The organism is Jiangella gansuensis DSM 44835, from assembly GCF_000515395.1.
In the GTDB taxonomy this organism is placed as follows: domain Bacteria; phylum Actinomycetota; class Actinomycetes; order Jiangellales; family Jiangellaceae; genus Jiangella; species Jiangella gansuensis.
On the sequence record NZ_KI911782.1, the window covers coordinates 2377112 to 2393697 of the forward strand.

The 16586-nt window shown below is 72.9% G+C and carries 16 protein-coding genes and 1 pseudogene; 13 read left to right on the top strand and 4 right to left on the bottom strand.

The window, feature by feature from the left end:
- Positions 1-7 precede the first annotated feature (7 nt).
- From JIAGA_RS0111435 to JIAGA_RS29170, 3 genes and pseudogenes are all read left to right on the top strand, one after another.
- Positions 8-910: a carbon-nitrogen hydrolase family protein gene (locus JIAGA_RS0111435; protein ID WP_026875763.1), complete on the top strand. Its 903-nt coding sequence runs from the start codon at positions 8-10 to the stop codon at positions 908-910.
- A 76-nt stretch (positions 911-986) separates the two neighbouring features.
- A complete protein-coding gene (locus tag JIAGA_RS0111440) occupies positions 987-1244 on the top strand; it encodes a ribbon-helix-helix domain-containing protein (protein ID WP_026875764.1) in 258 nt (85 codons plus the stop codon).
- 30 nt (positions 1245-1274) lie between these two features.
- Positions 1275-1472 (top strand): annotated as a pseudogene (locus tag JIAGA_RS29170) (PIN domain-containing protein); the annotation flags it as partial.
- A 16-nt stretch (positions 1473-1488) separates the two neighbouring features.
- Here JIAGA_RS29170 and JIAGA_RS0111450 read toward each other — a convergent pair.
- Genes JIAGA_RS0111450 through JIAGA_RS29175 form a run of 4 tightly spaced genes read right to left on the bottom strand, consistent with a single transcriptional unit; the run spans position 1489 to position 5204 of the window.
- Entirely contained in the window at positions 1489-2301 is an 813-nt protein-coding gene (locus JIAGA_RS0111450) for a MerR family transcriptional regulator (protein ID WP_026875765.1), read from the bottom strand.
- Positions 2302-2361: 60 nt separating this feature from the next.
- Positions 2362-3162 (bottom strand): SDR family NAD(P)-dependent oxidoreductase, encoded by an 801-nt coding sequence (locus tag JIAGA_RS0111455; RefSeq protein ID WP_026875766.1) that lies wholly within the window; start codon positions 3160-3162, stop codon positions 2362-2364.
- 50 nt (positions 3163-3212) lie between these two features.
- Positions 3213-4262, bottom strand: coding sequence for an RNA polymerase subunit sigma-70 (locus JIAGA_RS0111460; RefSeq protein ID WP_026875767.1), 1050 nt, complete (start codon positions 4260-4262; stop codon positions 3213-3215).
- A gap of 60 nt (positions 4263-4322) precedes the next feature.
- Positions 4323-5204: an LLM class flavin-dependent oxidoreductase gene (locus tag JIAGA_RS29175; protein ID WP_051425980.1), complete on the bottom strand. Its 882-nt coding sequence runs from the start codon at positions 5202-5204 to the stop codon at positions 4323-4325.
- Between the two features lie 88 nt (positions 5205-5292).
- Between JIAGA_RS29175 and JIAGA_RS0111470 the strand changes: the two genes are divergently transcribed.
- The 10 genes from JIAGA_RS0111470 (at position 5293) to JIAGA_RS0111515 (ending at position 16540) form a co-directional block, all read left to right on the top strand.
- Positions 5293-5634, top strand: coding sequence for a winged helix-turn-helix transcriptional regulator (locus JIAGA_RS0111470; RefSeq protein ID WP_026875768.1), 342 nt, complete (start codon positions 5293-5295; stop codon positions 5632-5634).
- 134 nt (positions 5635-5768) lie between these two features.
- A complete protein-coding gene (locus JIAGA_RS0111475) occupies positions 5769-7844 on the top strand; it encodes a hydantoinase/oxoprolinase family protein (RefSeq protein WP_026875769.1) in 2076 nt (691 codons plus the stop codon).
- A complete protein-coding gene (locus JIAGA_RS29180) occupies positions 7841-9700 on the top strand; it encodes a hydantoinase B/oxoprolinase family protein (RefSeq protein ID WP_051425981.1) in 1860 nt (619 codons plus the stop codon). Before JIAGA_RS0111475 ends, JIAGA_RS29180 begins: the two co-directional genes overlap by 4 nt.
- Before the next feature lie 216 nt (positions 9701-9916).
- A complete protein-coding gene (locus tag JIAGA_RS0111485; RefSeq protein WP_051425982.1) occupies positions 9917-10888 on the top strand; it encodes a carbamate kinase in 972 nt (323 codons plus the stop codon).
- The gene (gene bar, locus JIAGA_RS0111490) at positions 10881-11993 is read left to right on the top strand and encodes a barbiturase (protein WP_026875771.1); all 1113 of its coding nucleotides are present in this window, start codon (positions 10881-10883) and stop codon (positions 11991-11993) included. The genes JIAGA_RS0111485 and bar overlap by 8 nt, the downstream gene beginning before the upstream one ends.
- A 208-nt stretch (positions 11994-12201) precedes the next feature.
- A complete protein-coding gene (fmt, locus tag JIAGA_RS0111495; protein ID WP_026875772.1) occupies positions 12202-13131 on the top strand; it encodes a methionyl-tRNA formyltransferase in 930 nt (309 codons plus the stop codon).
- Entirely contained in the window at positions 13128-14630 is a 1503-nt protein-coding gene (locus JIAGA_RS29185; RefSeq protein WP_084469621.1) for an RsmB/NOP family class I SAM-dependent RNA methyltransferase, read from the top strand. The genes fmt and JIAGA_RS29185 overlap by 4 nt, the downstream gene beginning before the upstream one ends.
- Positions 14631-14634: 4 nt before the next feature.
- Complete coding sequence (locus JIAGA_RS29190; protein WP_084469622.1) at positions 14635-15192, top strand: GNAT family N-acetyltransferase; 558 nt, start codon at positions 14635-14637, stop codon at positions 15190-15192.
- Complete coding sequence (locus JIAGA_RS0111510) at positions 15189-15881, top strand: haloacid dehalogenase type II (protein WP_026875773.1); 693 nt, start codon at positions 15189-15191, stop codon at positions 15879-15881. Before JIAGA_RS29190 ends, JIAGA_RS0111510 begins: the two co-directional genes overlap by 4 nt.
- A 20-nt stretch (positions 15882-15901) precedes the next feature.
- Positions 15902-16540 carry an NUDIX domain-containing protein gene (locus JIAGA_RS0111515; RefSeq protein WP_026875774.1) on the top strand — a complete coding sequence of 213 codons (639 nt, stop codon included), beginning with the start codon at positions 15902-15904 and terminating at the stop codon, positions 16538-16540.
- Positions 16541-16586: the final 46 nt, after the last annotated feature.

Here is a 16586-nt window from a genome sequence, read left to right on the forward strand (position 1 = left end):
GTGAACCATGCGGAGCTTCACTGCGGCGGCCGTGCAGGTGCGGCCTCGGGCCGAGCTGCTGACCGCCGAGAGCATCAAGGCGAACACGGAGCACGCCATCGACTACGTGGAGCGCTGCGTCGCCGACACCGGCGCGGAGCTGGTGGTGCTGCCCGAGTCCGTCACCACCGGGTTCACCCCCGGCGGCCTCGACCCCGCGCGCCTGTGGGACCTCGTCGACGTCATCCCCGGGCCGCTGGCCGAGCCGTTCCAGGATGCGGCCCGGCGCCTGGGCGTGCACCTGGTGTGGGGAACCTACGAGCGCGGCCCCGACCGCGGAGTCGTCTACAACTCCGCCCTGCTGGCCGGCCCGGACGGCGAGATCCGCGGCGTCTACCGCAAGACACATCCGTTCTGCACCGAGCTGGCGTCGCAGGGCGGCTGGGTGACACCCGGCGCCGACCCGTGCGTCGTCGACACCGAGCTCGGCCGCATCGGCATGATGATCTGCTTCGACGGCGACTTCCCCGAGCTGTCGCGTATCACCGCGGTGCGCGGCGCCGAGGTGATCGTGCGGCCGTCGGCACTGCTGCGCTCGGCCGACCTGTGGGAGCTCACCAACCGGGCCCGTGCGTACGACAACCACGTCTTCGTCGTGGGCGCCAACTGCACCGGCACCGACCCGGCCGGCGTGATGTACTTCGGCAACTCGATGATCGTGACCCCGGTGGCCGAGGTGGTGGCGCGGGCGGCCACCCACGAGTGCTGGGTGTCCGCGTGGCTCGACCCGGACGCGGCGCTGCGCTCGCTGACGCCCGGGTCCAGCATCGTGCAGCGTTTCGACCACCTCGCCGACCGCAACCTCGAGCTGATCAGCCGCTACGCCGAGGACCTCGCCGCCCCCGCCCGGACCACGTTCCCGCACGCCTGACCGACACGTCAGCAACGGCAATGTCGGGGCCCGCGCCGACAGCGCCCGTGTGCCAACCGGGTGGATATCGTGGTGTATGAACCGGACCAACATTTACCTCACTGAGCAGCAGACGGAGGCGCTCGACCGCTTGGCCGCTCAGGAAGGCACGTCGCGAGCGAAGGTCATCCGCCGCCTGCTCGATCGTGCATTGGCCGGCGATGACGATGACCTTGCCACCGACCTCGCGGCCATCGACTCCTCTTTCGGTGCATATCGCGACGTCGACGTCATCTCCCGGGGGTCAAGCGGGCGTGAGGAGCACCTGGCCGGGCTCTGGGGCCGCACCACGTGATCCTCATCGACACCGATGGCATTGCGGATAGAGCCGGTCACCGAGGTGATCGCCCGGCAGGCTGGGGCGCTGATGCGGCGGTACCGCCGCAGCCACAGCGGAATCGGCCTCGGCGACTACGTCATCGCCGCAACGGCCGGCGTTCGGGGAGTGCCGCTCGCCACCTTGAACGTGCGGCACTTCCCGATGTTCGACGACCTGGCCGCGCCTTTCGAGCTGCCCCGGTGAGGCGCGGCTGACTGGGTTACCGCACCGGCCAGACGATCTCGGTCTCGAGCTTGCCGGGGTCGGTCACCTCGGCCGGGTTGTTGATGTAGACGTCGTACGGCGGGGCGGCGGTGGTGAGCCCGCGGGCGCCGATCCAGGACTCCACCTCGCGGTAGGCCAGGCCCAGCTCGTCGTACGGGCCGACATGACGGGTGACGGCCGCGCGGCCGCCGTCGTGACGGTGCAGGGTCAGGCCCGAGGGCAGGTCCGCCGATGCCGGCAACCCGGCCACCGGCACGGACGCCTCGATGGTCCAGGCGTCGTCGGCGAGGTCCAGGTACACCATGCGCGGCGGGCCGGCCGGGCTGGCTCCGGCCGCGGCCAGCGCAGCGTAGAGCTGGTGGTAGGCGTTGCTGCTGGTGTCGCTGAGGGCATCGGGTGATGTGGTGAACGTCGCTCCGATGACGTCGGCGGGTGCGATCTCGCGGGTGGTGATCTCGTAGGCCATGACGGCTCCCTTCCGGATGAAGGTCTCGACACGGTGGAGCATGTGCCGATGACGGTCGATGCGCTGCTCGAGCACCATTCGGTAGGAGTCGAGGAGGTCGCGGACGCCGTCCGGGTCGGATTCGGCCAGCACCTCCTTGATCGACACCAACGGCATGTCGAGCGAGCGCAGGGTGGCGATGACGCGAGCCGTGGCCGCCTGCTCGGGCCGGTAGTACCGGTAACCCGAGGCGGGGTCCACGTACGCCGGATGCAGCAGGCCCGACTCGTCGTAGACGCGCAGGGCCTTGATGCTCAGCCAGCACAGCCGGGAGAACCGGCCGATCGGCATCAGCTCGTCCATCGCCACCTCCTCACGGAAAGGAGCCTCCAGTCTTCCCCAAGGGACGAGTCAACTGTGACCTCAGTCCGCCACGGCGCCGCCGGAGACGTTGACGACGGTGCCTGTGAGGCCTCCGGCGCGATCCGAGGCGAGGAACGCGGCGGCCTCGGCGACGTCGGCGGCGGTGAGCTGCCGGCCCAGCGGGCTGCCGGAGCCGACCTCGGCCAGAAGTCGCTCCAGCGATGTCCCCAGGCGGGCGGCGGCCCGGGACCAGACCTCGCGGGTGTGCGAGCCCTGGTCCACGGTGTCCGGCATGCCGGTCGGGCGCAGGCACGCGACCCGGACGCCATGCGGTCCCAGCTCGGCGGCCAGTTGCCGGGCGAGGCTCTCGACCGCGGCGCCGGCCTGGCCGAACGCCCCGGTCAGTGCCGTGGGTTGGCCGGCCATCGGGTTCGACAGCGCCAGTATCGTGCCGGAGCCCTGCCTGGTCAGGTGCGGTGCGGTCGCTGCTGCGGTGACGAATTGTGCCCGGACGTACTCCGTGACCGGCCGGCAGTAGGCGTCGGCGGACAGCTCCAACAGGGGCACGCCCTGCTCACCGTTGTCGGCGCCGAAACCGTTGAACGTGACGTCGATGCGGCCGGTCCGTTCCACGACGGTGTCGGCGTGCCGGGCGGTGGCGACTTCGTCCAGCACGTCCACCGTCGCGGTCTCGGCGGTACCGCCCGCGGCCCGGATCCCGCCGGCGACGGCGTCCAGCCTGGCCCGAGTGCGCCCGGCCAGAAAGATCTGTGCCCCTTCACGGGCGAATGCACGAGCGACCGCCCCACCGACGGCGCCGCCGCCCCCATAGACGATCGCGGTCCTGTTCTCCAGCAGCATGGTGTCCTCCCATCGTCGTGACCCTGCTGCTTCTGTGACGACAGATTCGTTCAGGACTCATCGTTGCCGAGCCGCGGCGGCAGTCCGAACGCGTCGAACACCTCGGGCCGGAACGCCATCACCTCAGCGATCCGGTCGTTGGCCAGGCTCAGCACTGCCAGCGCGAATGGCATGTAGTCGGGCTGACAGGGCAGCCGTAGGTAGGTCGCCACTGCCGGCTGCCGGTTGGCCCGCACCGGCAGCATCCGCAGACTGGGCCCGCCGGCCGGCCCTTCCATAACAGGCGCCCAGGCGGCTACGAGCGTGCCCCGGCCCTGGTACCAGGCAGGCTCGGTACCTGTATGGCCACCGGCGCCGGCCTGATGACTGGATCGCGCGTCGGCCACCAGCAGCTCGGCGAGGGCGGTGGCGTCGGAGCGCTCGATCGCGTCGATGTACCGGCGCACGAGTTCGCGGTCGCCGGCTGACGAGTTCGCAGGCGCTGTCCAGTCCAGCCGGCGAGACGGCAGGTGCTGTCGCACCGCCGGCCGCGCGCGCTGCAACGCGCTGTTGACGGCGGGAACGCTGGTGCCGAGTGCGGACGCGGTCTCCCGGGCGGACCAGTCGAGGACGTCACGCAGGATCAGCACCGCGCGTTGCCTGGCCGGCAGGTGCTGCACGGCGGCGAGGAAGGCCAGCTCTACCGTCTCCCGGGCGACGACGGTGGACGCCGGCGAGGCCCCGGACTCGGCGTTCCGGTCGACGACCTCGTCGAGCAGGTGGTCCGGATACGGCTGCAGCCACGGCACGGCGACTGGCGGCGTTGGTGCGAGGTACGACGTCGTCGCCTCCGGAGACGGGTCCGGAAGCGACGTCCGAACCTGGCGCCGGCGGTGCCGTTTCAGCACGTCCAGGCAGGCACGAGTAGCGATGCTGTAGAGCCATGCCCGGTAGGTGCCCGGTCCGCGGTAGTCGGCGCGGTACCGCCACGCCCGCAGAAAGGTCTCCTGCGCCAGGTCCTCCGCCTCGTGGAACGAGCCCAGCATCCGGTAGCAGTGCAGCTGGATCTCCGGCCGGTGCCGTGTGACGAGCTCCGCGAAAGCCGCCTCGTCGTCGTGCATGTGACCGGTCTCCGTTCGGCCGCCGTTTCGCCGCCGAACGTACTACACGCCCGGTCCGCCTCAGCGCAGCTTCGGCACGATGGTCCCGGCGAGGTGCTCGAACCGGCCGACGTCGGCCTGGTCGTCGGGCCAGCAGAGCACGAACTCGTCGATCCCGGCGAGCGTGTAGCGCTCGACCAGCTCCTCCAGCGTGGCCGGCCCGGTGACGGGGTCGGTGCCGGCCCACAGCAGCACTGACCGGCGCAGGGTGCGGGGGTCGCGGCCGGCCTGTTCGCACAGCTCGTCCAGGCGCCGGTTGTGTGCGGCGGCGAGCTCGACGTTCTCCTCCACGCTCGCGTCCGGGCGGCCGTTGGTGTTCCAGGCGTCGGCTCGCTCGGCGGCGACTCGCAGCATGGTGGGCGCCTGTCCGCCGACGACGATGGGCGGGCCGGGCCGCTGGAGCGGTCCCGGCGCGGTCGGCAGGTCGCGCACGGAGTACCACTCGCCGTCGAACGTGTACGGCGTGCCGTCGCCGCGGAGGACGCCGTCCAGCACCGCGACGTACTCGGCGAACCGGGCCACCCGTTCCTGCACCGGCCACGGCGCGGTTCCGGTGGCGTGGTGGTCGGACTCCATGATCCCGCCGCCGATGCCGAGCTCCAGGCGGCCGCCGGACAGCCGGTCGATCGTCATGGCTTCCTTGGCCAGCAGCGCCGGAGGCCGCAGGATCGGGTTGCTGACCAGGGTGCCGACGCGGATCCGCGACGTCGCCATGGCGGCCGCGGCGGTCATGGTCCAGCCGTCCAGCCAGGCCGGTTCGGTGGCGAAGATGTTGCCGATGTGGTCGGGGAGGAAGAGCTGGTCCAGGCCGAGGTCCTCGGCCCGGCGGAAGCGGTCGAGCAGTGCGGGTGCGTCGGCGTCGGGCAGGACCAGCACGCCGAATCGGCGGTCGTTCGTCGTCATGCACCGATCGTCGTGCCGATGCTTGCTCATGATCAAGTACTGACTATAAAGTCAGGTACTCACCAATTGGTAAGCAAGGGAGCGCGTCATGGCCCGGAACCGGCCCTACACCTGCGGTCTCGACGCCGCCATCGACGTGGTCGGCGGCAAGTGGAAGGCGGTGCTGGTCTGGACCCTCGAGGACCAGGGCCCGTTGCGCTTCGGCGAACTCAAGCGCAGCATCCCGGGCGTCACCGAGAAGATGCTCATCCAGCAGTTGCGTGAGCTGGAGGCCGACGGCGTCGTGCACCGGGAGGTCTTCCACCAGGTCCCGCCGAAGGTGGAGTACTCGCTCACCGACTTCGGCCGGGCGCTGGAGGTGGCGCTGCGGCCGTTGGGCGACTGGGGGCACGAGAACATGACGCGCATCGAGCAGGCGCGTACCGGCTGAGCGCCCGCAGCGCGCCTCTCGATCGGCGTTCCTGGGCACAAGCCCGGCCCGGCACCGTTGGCAGCAGTTGCCGACGCCGGGCGAGGTCGCGGGCGGGTTGAATCAGCGGCACACGCCCCCGACCGAGGAGTCGCATGCCCGCCACGTCACCAGGTATCCGCATCGGCATCGACACCGGCGGGACGTTCACCGACGTCGTCGCCGTCGACCAGCGGACCGGCCGGCTGGTCACGACGAAGACCCCGTCCACGCCGGGCGACCCGGCCGAGGGCTTCATGACCGGCGTGCACAAGGTGCTCGGCCTTCTCGGCGCCCGTCCGGACGCCGTCGCCGCCGTCAGCCACGGCACCACGGTCGCCACCAACCGGCTACTGGAGGGGAAGGTCGACGACCTCGGCTTCATCACCACCGAGGGATACGAACACGTCCTCGAGATCGCCCGCCAGTCGGTCCCGGACGGCTACGGCAACAGCTACTTCTGGGTGAAGCCGCCGCGCATCGTTCCGGCCGACCGGGTCCGCACGGTCCGCGGCCGGCTGGCGTACGACGGGACCGAGCTGCGGCCGTTCGACGTTGACGACGCCGTCGCCGCGGCCCGGTTCTTCCGCGACCGCGGCATCACCACCATCGGCGTCTGCTTCCTGCACTCCTATGCCAACCCCGAACACGAGCTGCGGATGCGCGAGGTGCTGGCGCGTGAGCATCCAGACGCCGTCGTGTCGGTCTCGGCGGAGGTCCTGCGCGAGTACCGCGAGTACGAGCGCAGCGTCACCACCCTGGTCGACGCGGCGGTGAAGCCGAGCATCAGCCGATATGTACGCACCATCGCCGGCCGGCTGGCCGGTCTCGCGGCCGCGACGGCCCCGCCGCCGTTCTACGTCATGAAGTCCAACGGCGGCGTGCTGTCGGCCGACGAGGTGGTGCACCAGCCGATCTCGACGGTGCTGTCCGGTCCCGCGGCGGGCGCGCTCGGTGCCGCTGTCGTCGCGCAGTCGGCCGGGTTCGGCAGCGTCCTCACCCTCGACGGCGGCGGCACGTCGACCGACGTCACGGTGGTGGTCGACGGGCAGCCGGCGCTGACGACGGAAGGCAGTGTCGGCGCCTATCCCAGCAAGATCCCGATGATCGACGTCGTCACGGTCGGAGCCGGCGGCGGGTCGGTCGCCTGGCTGTCGGCGGAGGGGACGCTCAAGGTGGGTCCGCGCTCGGCCGGCGCCGACCCCGGGCCGCTGTGCTATGGCACCGGAGGCACCGAGCCGACCGTCACCGACGCCCACGCCGTGCTCGGGCGCATCCCGCCGCACCTGCTCGGTGGCGAGATCCCGCTGGACGTCGACGCAGCCCGGGCCGGCATCGGCGATCTGGCCGCGAAGCTCGGGCTGTCGCCGCAGCGCGCCGCCGCGGGCATTCTGGAGATCTCCGCCTGGAACCAGGCCAACGCGCTGCGGCAGGTGACGGTGAGCCGTGGCCTGGACGTACGCGACTTCCACCTGGTCGCGTTCGGCGGTTCCGGGCCGCTGCTGGCCTGCCGGCTGGCCGACGTGCTGGGTCTGTCCGGGGTGCTCGTGCCGCCCGACCCGGGCAACCTGTCCGCCTACGGCCTGCTGACCGTCGACGTCCGCAACGACTACGTCCGCACCACGGTGGCCAGGCACTTGGAGCTGGACCTCGATGCCGTCGCGGCGACGTTCGACGCGTTGACGGCGGAGGCGGACGCGGCGCTGGCCCGCGAGGGGTTCGCGCCGGGGGAGCGCAGGTTCGTGCGCACCGCCGACCTGCGCTACTTCGGGCAGGCCTACGAGGTGCGGGTCGAGGTGCCGCCCGGGCCGTCCACCGCGGAGCTGGCCGGCGTCGTCGTCGCCGCGTTCCACGCCGAGCACCGGCGGCTCTACGGCTACGATTTCGCCCACGACCCGCGCCAGGAGGTGGAGTGGGTGAACCTGCGGGTCACGGGCATCGGCCCGATCGAGCGGCCGCCGGTCGCACGGGTCGCGGCCGGTACCGGTGCGGCGCCGCGGACGTCCCGTCCGGTGTTCTTCGACGACTGGGCGGACACCCCGGTGTACGACCGGTCCGCGCTGGGCGCCGGCGACGTCGTCGACGGCCCGGCGGTCGTCGAGGAGTTCGGCTCGACCGTCCCGGTCCACCCGGGCTTCCGCGCCGTCGTCGACCCGTTCGGCAACCTGCTGATCACCCGGGAGGTCCCGTGAGCGTCGATCCGGTCCTGGTCGAGATCGTCCAGGGGTATCTGGCGTCGGTGGAGAAGGAGGTCGAGACGGCCATCGGCCGGACTGCCCGCTCGCCGATGATCCGCGACGCGCACGACTACCGCGCCGGCATCCACGACCGCCGCCTGCGCAAGCTCACCGGCCGCTCGTACTCGGCGCTGGTGCATCCGGTGGTGCGCGACTACCCGATCGAGACGATGCGGCCCGGCGACGTCTTCTTCCACAACGACGTCTACCTGTCCGAGGGCGGCATCGGGCACCTGCCGGACCTGTGCGTCACCGCGCCGGTGTTCGTCGACGACGCGGCGGGGGAGCCCGAGGTCGTGGCGTTCGTGCAGGCGTTCGGCCACCACGACGACATCGGCGGCACCGTCCCCGGATCCATGCCCTCGAACGCCACCAGCGTGTTCGAGGAGGGCCTGATGGTCCCGCCGATCAAGCTGTGGGACGCCGGCGTCCCGAACGAGGCGGCGCTGAAGATCATGACGCGCAACTCGCGGATGCCCGAGTCGCTGGCCGCCGACCTGGACGCCGAGTGCGCGGCCTGCCTCATGGGTGCCCGGCGGCTGGCCGAGCTGTTCCAGCGCTACGGCCGGGCCGACGTCGAGGCGTGCTTCGACGCGATCCTCGACCGGACCACCGAGACGTTCCGCCGCGAGGTGCTGGCGAAGATCCCACCTGGCACGTACGTGTGGGAGGACTACGCCGAACACGACGGCGTCGACGAGCCGAAGCTGCACACCCAGCGCATCACGCTGATCCGCGAGACCGCCCCGGACCGGCTGGTGCTCGACTTCACCGGCACCGGGCCGCAGGCGAGAGGGCCGATCAACCATTGCGGCGACTACGCCGACGGCGTGTTCCTCAAGAAGTGGCTGGCGCCCATCCTGCGCAACCTCGCCGACTCGCCGGAGCGGATGGCCGAGTTGGACGTCAACGAGGGCGTGGTGCCGCTGATCGAGATGCGGTTCCCGCCGCCGGGGACGCTGCTCACGCCGGTGTTCCCGGCGCCGACCAACGCCCGGACGTTCGTCATCCTGCGGCTGCTCGGGGTGCTGGCCGGGGTGGTCGCGAAGGCGGTCGACGGATACATGCCGGCCGACCAGGAGACCATCCGTTACACCGGCGTCTACGGGCAGGATCAGGACGGCCGGCCGTACCTGATGCGGGAGGTGCTCGGCGGCGGGTCGGGCGGGCGCTACTACGCCGACGGCGAGGACACCATCCACGTGGTGCCGGACTCGCGGAACCTGCCGACGGAGTTCAGCGAGGCACGGTTCCCGTTCCTCGTGGAGCGGCTGGGCCTGGCCGTCGACTCCGGCGGTCCCGGCCGGTTCCGGGGCGGCCTGGGTTACGAGAAGCACGTGCGGATGGTGCGCGACGGGCATTTCATGTCCATCGCCGACCGGTCGATCCTGTCCTGCTGGGGCGTGCGGGGCGGCCGGGCCGGACGGCCGTTCGCGGTGACCATCGACCCGGGCGGGCCGGCCGAGCGGGAGGTCGACGCGCTGGCCGATGCCGAACCGGTGCGCGCCGGTGAGGTCATCCGGATCCGCACCACCGGTGGCGGTGGCTGGGGCGATCCGCTGGACCGGCCGGTCGAGGACGTGCTGCGCGACCTGCGCTGGCGGAAGGTGTCGTTCGGCGGCGCCCGGGCCGACTACGGCGTGGTCGCGACGGGGACGGCGGACGACCCCGTCGTCGACGAGTCGGCGACGACGACGCTGCGGGACTCCATGCGCGCAGCCCGCACCGGCGACGAGCCCTTCTTCGACCGCGGCCCCGGCTACGCCCGGCTCTCCGGCGGCCCGGCGGCGGCGGAGGTCGACTGGCTCTGATCCGAGCTGTTCCCCCAGGCCAGAACGCACCCGCCGCGCCGAGACAGCCGGCGGTCGTCGATCATGGAGGACGCCGTACGCGCGCGCTGCCGCCCGTGTCGGCGAGAGCTGCTGAACGGCGCGCCGGGATTGGGCGAGGATCACCGTCGTCGGGTGTGTCGCGCCTTCCGTAGGCTCGCTCGCATCGGGGCGCTGGCCAGGGAAGGACGTCACGGCGTGAGGGTGCTCATCGCGTTGGGCGGCAACGCCATGACGTCAGCGGACGGGAAAGCGCGGCCGGAGGACCAGATCGCCGCGGTCACCCTCGCGATGGAGCCGGTGGCCGACCTCGCCGCCGACGGCCTCGACGTCGTCGTCACCCATGGCAACGGCCCGCAGGTGGGCAACCTGCTGGTCAAGAACGAGCTCGCCGCGACCGTGGTGCCGCCGGTCACCCTGGACTGGTGTGGCGCGCAGACCCAGGGCACCATCGGGTTCATCGTGGTCAACGCGCTCGAACGGGCACTGGCCGTGCGCGGCGTGCGGCGCCGGGTGGCCGCCGTCGTCACCCGCACCCTCGTCGACGCCGCCGACCCGGGCTTTCGGCGGCCCACCAAGCCCATCGGCCGGTACCTGCCGCCGCTCGAGGCGAAGGTCCTCATCGAACACGGACAGGTGTGGGAGGACCGCGGGCCGCGCGGCTGGCGCCGGGTCGTGGCCAGCCCGGAACCGCTGGAAGTCCTCGACGCGCCCGCGGTGGCTGCGCTGCTGGCGGCCGGTTTCGTCGTCGTCGCGAACGGCGGAGGCGGCATACCCGTGGTGCGCCAGCCGGACGGGTCGGTGGCCGGCGTCGAAGCCGTCGTCGACAAGGACCTCGGCGCCGCCCTGCTCGGCCACGCCCTCGGCGTCGACGTGCTGGTCATCGCCACCGACGTCGACGGCGCCGTACTGGGCTACGGGACCACCGACGAACGGCCCGTCGGCACCGTCGACGCCGCCACCCTGCGCGGCTACGCGGCCGAGGGCCACTTCGCCGGCGGCAGCATGGGCCCAAAGGTCGAGGCCGTCTGCCGCTTCGTCGAACACGGCGGCCGGCGCGCGGCCATCACCACGCTCACCGGCATCGCCGACGCCGTGCGCGGTGAGCCTCCCAGCACCGCGACGATCGTCCTTCCATCCGACACACGAGAGGTGACCGGGCATGCCTGAGCCCATCGAGGTCCGCAAGGTGCCGATCAAGCACGTCAGCGACGCATCCGGGCTCGCGGAACTGATCGACTCCGGTGCCGTCGAGGCTGACCGGGTGATCGCGGTGGTCGGCAAGACCGAAGGCAACGGCGGTGTCAACGACTACACCCGCATCATCGCCGACCGTGCCTTCCGCGAGGTCCTAGTGTCGCGGGGCACCCGCACCGACGACGAGGTGCGGCAGGTCCCCATCGTGTGGTCCGGCGGCACCGACGGCGTCCTCAGCCCGCACGCGACGGTGTTCGCGACCGTCCCCGCCGGCGCCGCGCCGGCGGTCGACGAGCCCAGGCTGACAGTCGGTTTCGCGATGAGCGAGCCGATCCTGCCGGAGGAGATCGGCCGCCGCGGCATGATCGAGAAGGTCGCTGCCGCGGTCCGGGTCGGCATGGAACGCGCCGGCATCGCCGACCCTGCGGACGTCCACTACGTGCAGACCAAGACGCCGCTGCTGACCATCCACACCATCCGGGACGCCAAGGCCCGCGGCAAGACCGTGTGGACCGAGAACACCCATGAGTCGATGGACCTGTCCAACGGATGCACGGCGCTCGGTGTCGCGGTCGCGCTCGGCGAGCTCCCGGAGGTGCCGGCGGACGATGCTGTCCTGCACGACCGGTCGCTGTACTCGTCGGTCGCCTCCTGTTCCTCCGGCGTCGAGCTGGACCGCGCGCAGGTCGTGGTCGTCGGCAACGCCCGCGGCGTCGGCGGCCGCTACCGCATCGGCCACGCGATCATGAACGACGCCCTCGACGCCGACGGCATCTGGGCCGCCGTCCGCGCCGCCGGCCTCGAGCTGCCCGACCGGCCGCACCCGAGCGACCTCGACGGCCGCCTGGTCAACGTGTTCCTCAAGTGCGAGGTCAGCCAGGACGGCATGGTCCGCGGCCGGCGCAACGCCATGCTCGACGACTCCGACGTGCACTGGCACCGCCAGATCAAGGCCGCGGTGGGCGGCGTGACGGCCGCGGTCACCGGCGACCCGGCGGCGTTCGTGTCCGTGTCGGCGGCACACCAGGGTCCCGACGGCGGCGGCCCGGTCGCCGCGATCGTCGACCTCGGGGACTGACGGCGCCCGGGGACCGCCTCGCCGGTCCCCGGGGTTGGCTGCTGGCTTCTCGTGACGATGTGGCCGGTCGTGACGTTTCCCGGCCCGGTTCCGGCGCTCAGCGTTACGGGAGACCAGCTCGTGACGTCAGGCCACGAAGCCCGTCTGATCGGGGGGCACAGGGGGACGCGACCCGGACAGCCGTGCGGCGCCGGTAGGCTCGATGGTCATGCGCGTGGTGTTCGCCGGTACCCCTGATGTCGCCGTCCCGTCCCTGCGGGCGGTGCTCGCGTCCCGGCACGAGGTAGTGGCCGTCCTGACCCGCCCCGACGCCCCCGCCGGACGTGGCCGCAAACTGACGCCGTCGCCGGTGGCGCAGCTGGCCCAGGAGGCCGGCGTCGAGGCGCTGAAGCCGCTGCGCCCGCGCGACCCGGACTTCGTGGCCCGGCTGGGTGAGCTGGCGCCGGACTGTGCGCCCATCGTTGCCTACGGCGGGCTGATCCCGCCGGCCGCGCTGGACGTGCCGAAGCACGGCTGGGTGAACCTGCACTTCTCGCTGCTGCCGGCCTGGCGTGGGGCCGCGCCGGTGCAGCACGCCGTGATGGACGGCGACGACGTCACCGGGGCCTGCACGTTCCAGCTGGAGGAAGGGCTCGACACCGGCCCGGTGTACGGCCTGGTCACCGAGGAGGTCCGGCCCACCGACACCAGCGGCGACCTGCTGCACCGGCTGTCTCTGTCCGGTGCGGAGCTGCTGGTGCGCACGCTCGACGGCATCGACGACGGCAGCCTGCGCCCACAGCCGCAACCGGCCGACGGGGTGTCGCTGGCGCCGAAGATCACCGTCGACGACGCCCGGGTCGACTGGACCGCGCCGGCCATCCGGGTCGACCGGGTGGTCCGGGCCTGCACGCCGGCACCGGGCGCCTGGACGACGTTCCGTGGTGAGCGCCTGAAGCTGCGGCCGGTCGCCCTGGAACGCGGCCGCGACGGGCTGGCTCCGGGGGAGATCGTGGTGGAGAAGTCCGGCGTCCGGGTCGGAACCGGCAGCCACGCCGTCGTCCTCGGGGAGGTGCAGCCGCAGGGCAAGAAGGCGATGGCGGCCACCGACTGGGCTCGCGGCGTCCGCCCCGCCGAGGGAGAACGGCTGGGCACGTGAGCGGCGAGTCTGGCGGCGAGAAGCGGGGCCGGCCGCGCGGGCCGCGCCGTGGCGCCGGGCACGCTCGCCGCACCGACGCCCCGGCCGGGCGACGCGACACCCGGGCGCCGCATCGCGCCGCCCCGCCGCGCCGGGACCCCGCCCGCGAGGCCGCCTTCGAAGTGGTGCGGGCGGTGACGGCCGACGACGCCTACGCCAACCTGGTCATGCCCGCGGTGCTGCGCCGGCACGGGCTGTCGGGCCGCGACGCGGGCCTGGCCACCGAGCTGGCCTACGGGGCGCTGCGCGGCCTGGGCACGTACGACGCGGTGGTCGCGGCCTGTGTGACCCGCCCCGTCACCGAACTCGACCCGCCGCTGCTGGACGCGCTGCGGCTGGGCGCGCACCAGCTGCTCGCCACCCGGGTGCCGCCGCACGCCGCCGTGTCGACCACCGTCGACCTCGTCCGCACGCACGTCAATCCGGGTGCCGCCCGGCTGGCCAACGCCGTGCTGCGGCGCATCGGCGAGCACGACCTCGACGGCTGGGCGTCCCGGCTGGTACCCGGCGACGCCGAGGCGGCCAGCGTCGACGACGACGCCCCCGTCGTCGACCAGCTGGCGTTCCGGCACTCCCACCCGGCGTGGATCGTGCGGGCCCTGCGCGACGCGCTGGGCGGTGACGACGCCGAACTGGCCGCCTGCCTGGCCGCCGACAACGCGGCCGCCGACGTGCACCTGGCCGCCCGGCCCGGCCGGGCCACCGTCGATGAGCTGGTCGCCGACGGCGCCCGCCCGGCACGGTGGTCGCCGTACGGCGTGGTCGTCGAATCCGGTTCGCCGGGCCGGTTCGCCGCCGTCCGTGACCAGCGCGCCGGGGTGCAGGACGAAGGCAGCCAGCTGGTGGCGCTCGCGCTGGCCGACGCGCCGCTGGACGGCCCGGACGACCGCTGGCTCGACCTGTGCGCCGGCCCCGGCGGCAAGGCGGCGCTGCTGGCCGGCCTCGCCACCCAGCGCGGGGCGCGACTGCTCGCCGTCGAACAGCACCAGCATCGCGCCCAGCTGGTGGCGCAGGCGCTGGCCGGCGACCCCGGCGAGCACGAGGTACTGGTCGGCGACGCCACCCAGCCGGCCTGGCCGGAGGCCGACTTCGACCGGGTGCTGCTGGACGCCCCGTGCACCGGGTTGGGTGCGCTGCGCCGCCGTCCGGAGGCACGGTGGCGGCGGCAGCCGTCCGACGTCGAGGAGCTCCACGAGCTGCAGGTTGCCCTGCTCGGGTCGGCGCTGTGGTCGGTGCGGCCCGGTGGGCTGGTCGCGTACGTCACCTGCTCGCCGCATCTGGCCGAGACGTCCGCCGTCGTCGACGACGTGCTGGGTTCCCGGTCCGGTGTGGAGCGCCTCGACGCCCGGCCGTGCCTGCCGGGGGTGCCTGACCTCGGCGCCGGGCCGGACGTGCAGCTGTGGCCGCACCGGCACGGCACGGACGCGATGTACCTGGCGCTGCTGCGCCGGACGGAGTGAGCCGATGCCGACGCTGACGTACGAGGCGGCCCGGGACGACGACGCCGTCGCCATCGCGCGGTTGCACGCGCGGAGCTGGCGGGCCGCCTACCGCGGTCACCTGCCCGACGAGTTCCTCGACGGCGACCTGGACGCCGAGCGCGCCGCCGAGTGGACCGCGCGGTTCACCGACCGTGCCGGGACGTTGACGGTGGTCGCTCGCGACACCGACGGCGAGCTGGCCGGCTTCGCCCACACGGTGCTCGACCACCATCCGGAGTGGGGCAACTTCCTGGACAACCTCCATGTCCGGCCGGAGCTGCGCCGCCACGGCATCGGGCGGCGGCTGCTGGCCGAGACCGCGGCCCGGCTGCGCGCCGCCGACCCCGCTGCGCGGCTGTACCTGCAGGTCATCGCGGCGAATGAACCGGCCCGCCGCTTCTACCGCGCGCTCGGCGCGGCGGAGTCCGGCGTCGAGGTGTCGCACCTCGGCGGCGTCGAGCTGCAGGTCGTGCGCTGCACGTGGGCGCGCGTCGACACCCTGGCCGCTGCCGCGGCCACGACCGAGGAGTCGTCTCCATGACCTCGCAGCCCGGCATCGACGTGGTGGTCTTCGACATCCTCGGGACCATGGTGGACGAGCCCGGCGGAATCGGCCGCGGCATCCGGACCGCTCTCCCCGGCATCGACGACACACGCGCCGGCGAGCTGGTCGCGCTGTGGAACCGGCAGGTCGAGGAGCAGCAGCACCAGGTGCTCGCGGGCCGTCGCCCGTACGCCAGCAGCACGGTGCTCGGTTTCGAGGCGGCGGCACGTGTCGCGGCCGAGGCCGGTGTCGACCACCCGGACGTCGTGCGCGACCTCGCGGCCGCCGGGCAGCGGCTGGACCCGTGGCCGGACTCCGTCCGGGCACTGGACCGCATCGCCGCGCGCTTCCCGGTGGTCGGCCTGTCGAACGCCAGCCGGACCGCGCTCACCCGCATCAGCGCACACGCCGGGCTGCGCTGGCACCAAGTGCTCTCGGCCGAGGACGCGCGCAGCTACAAACCCCACGCGGACGTCTACCGCCTCGCGATCGCCAACGCGGACAGCTCGCCGGACCGGCTGCTCATGGTCGCCGCCCACGCCTGGGACCTTCGCGGCGCGCAGGCGATGGGCATGCGGACCGCCTACGTCGAACGTCCCGTCGGCGACCCTCCGGGCGCGACCGACTCCTTCGACCTGGCGGCGACGAGCCTCGACGAGCTGGCCATCCGGCTCACCGCGACGTGAGACGCCCTAGGGTGGACGGGATGAGCGAACCCCTTCGCGACGAACCGCTCGGCTGGCCGGTCACCGCCTCCGAGGACGCGTTCACCGGCCGGGTCATCTCCGTGCGCAGCGACTCCGTCCGGTCGCCGGTCGACGGTACCGAGTTCGTCCGCGACGTCGTCGTGCACCCGGGCGCGGTCGCCGTCGTCGCCGTGGACGACGCCGAGCGGGTGCTCGTCGTGCGGCAGTACCGGCACCCGGTCGGGCTGCGCCCGGTCGAGCTGCCGGCCGGGCTGCGCGACGTCGACGGCGAACCGCCGCACGAGAGCGCGGCCCGCGAACTGTACGAGGAGGGGCACGTTCGCGCGGCGACGTGGCACGTGCTGGTGGACCTGCTGACGTCGCCCGGGATGACCGACGAGGCGATCCGTGTCTACCTGGCCCGCGACGTCGAGGGGTTGCCCGACGACGAACGGTTCGCCGGCGAGCACGAGGAAGCCGACCTGGGCGTCTCCTGGGTGCCGCTGGCCGAGTTGGTCGACGCGGTCCTGGCCGGCCGGGTGCAGAACGCGACGCTGTGCGCGGGTGTGCTGGCCGCCTGGGCGGCCCGCCACGGCGCCGGCTGGGACGCTCTGCGGCCGGTGGGTGCGCCCTGGCCCCAGGGCGCACCCACCGGGTGATCGACAGGGAGCCGGTTCCCCTCTGAGGGTGGTAGCCGCCTGTCGA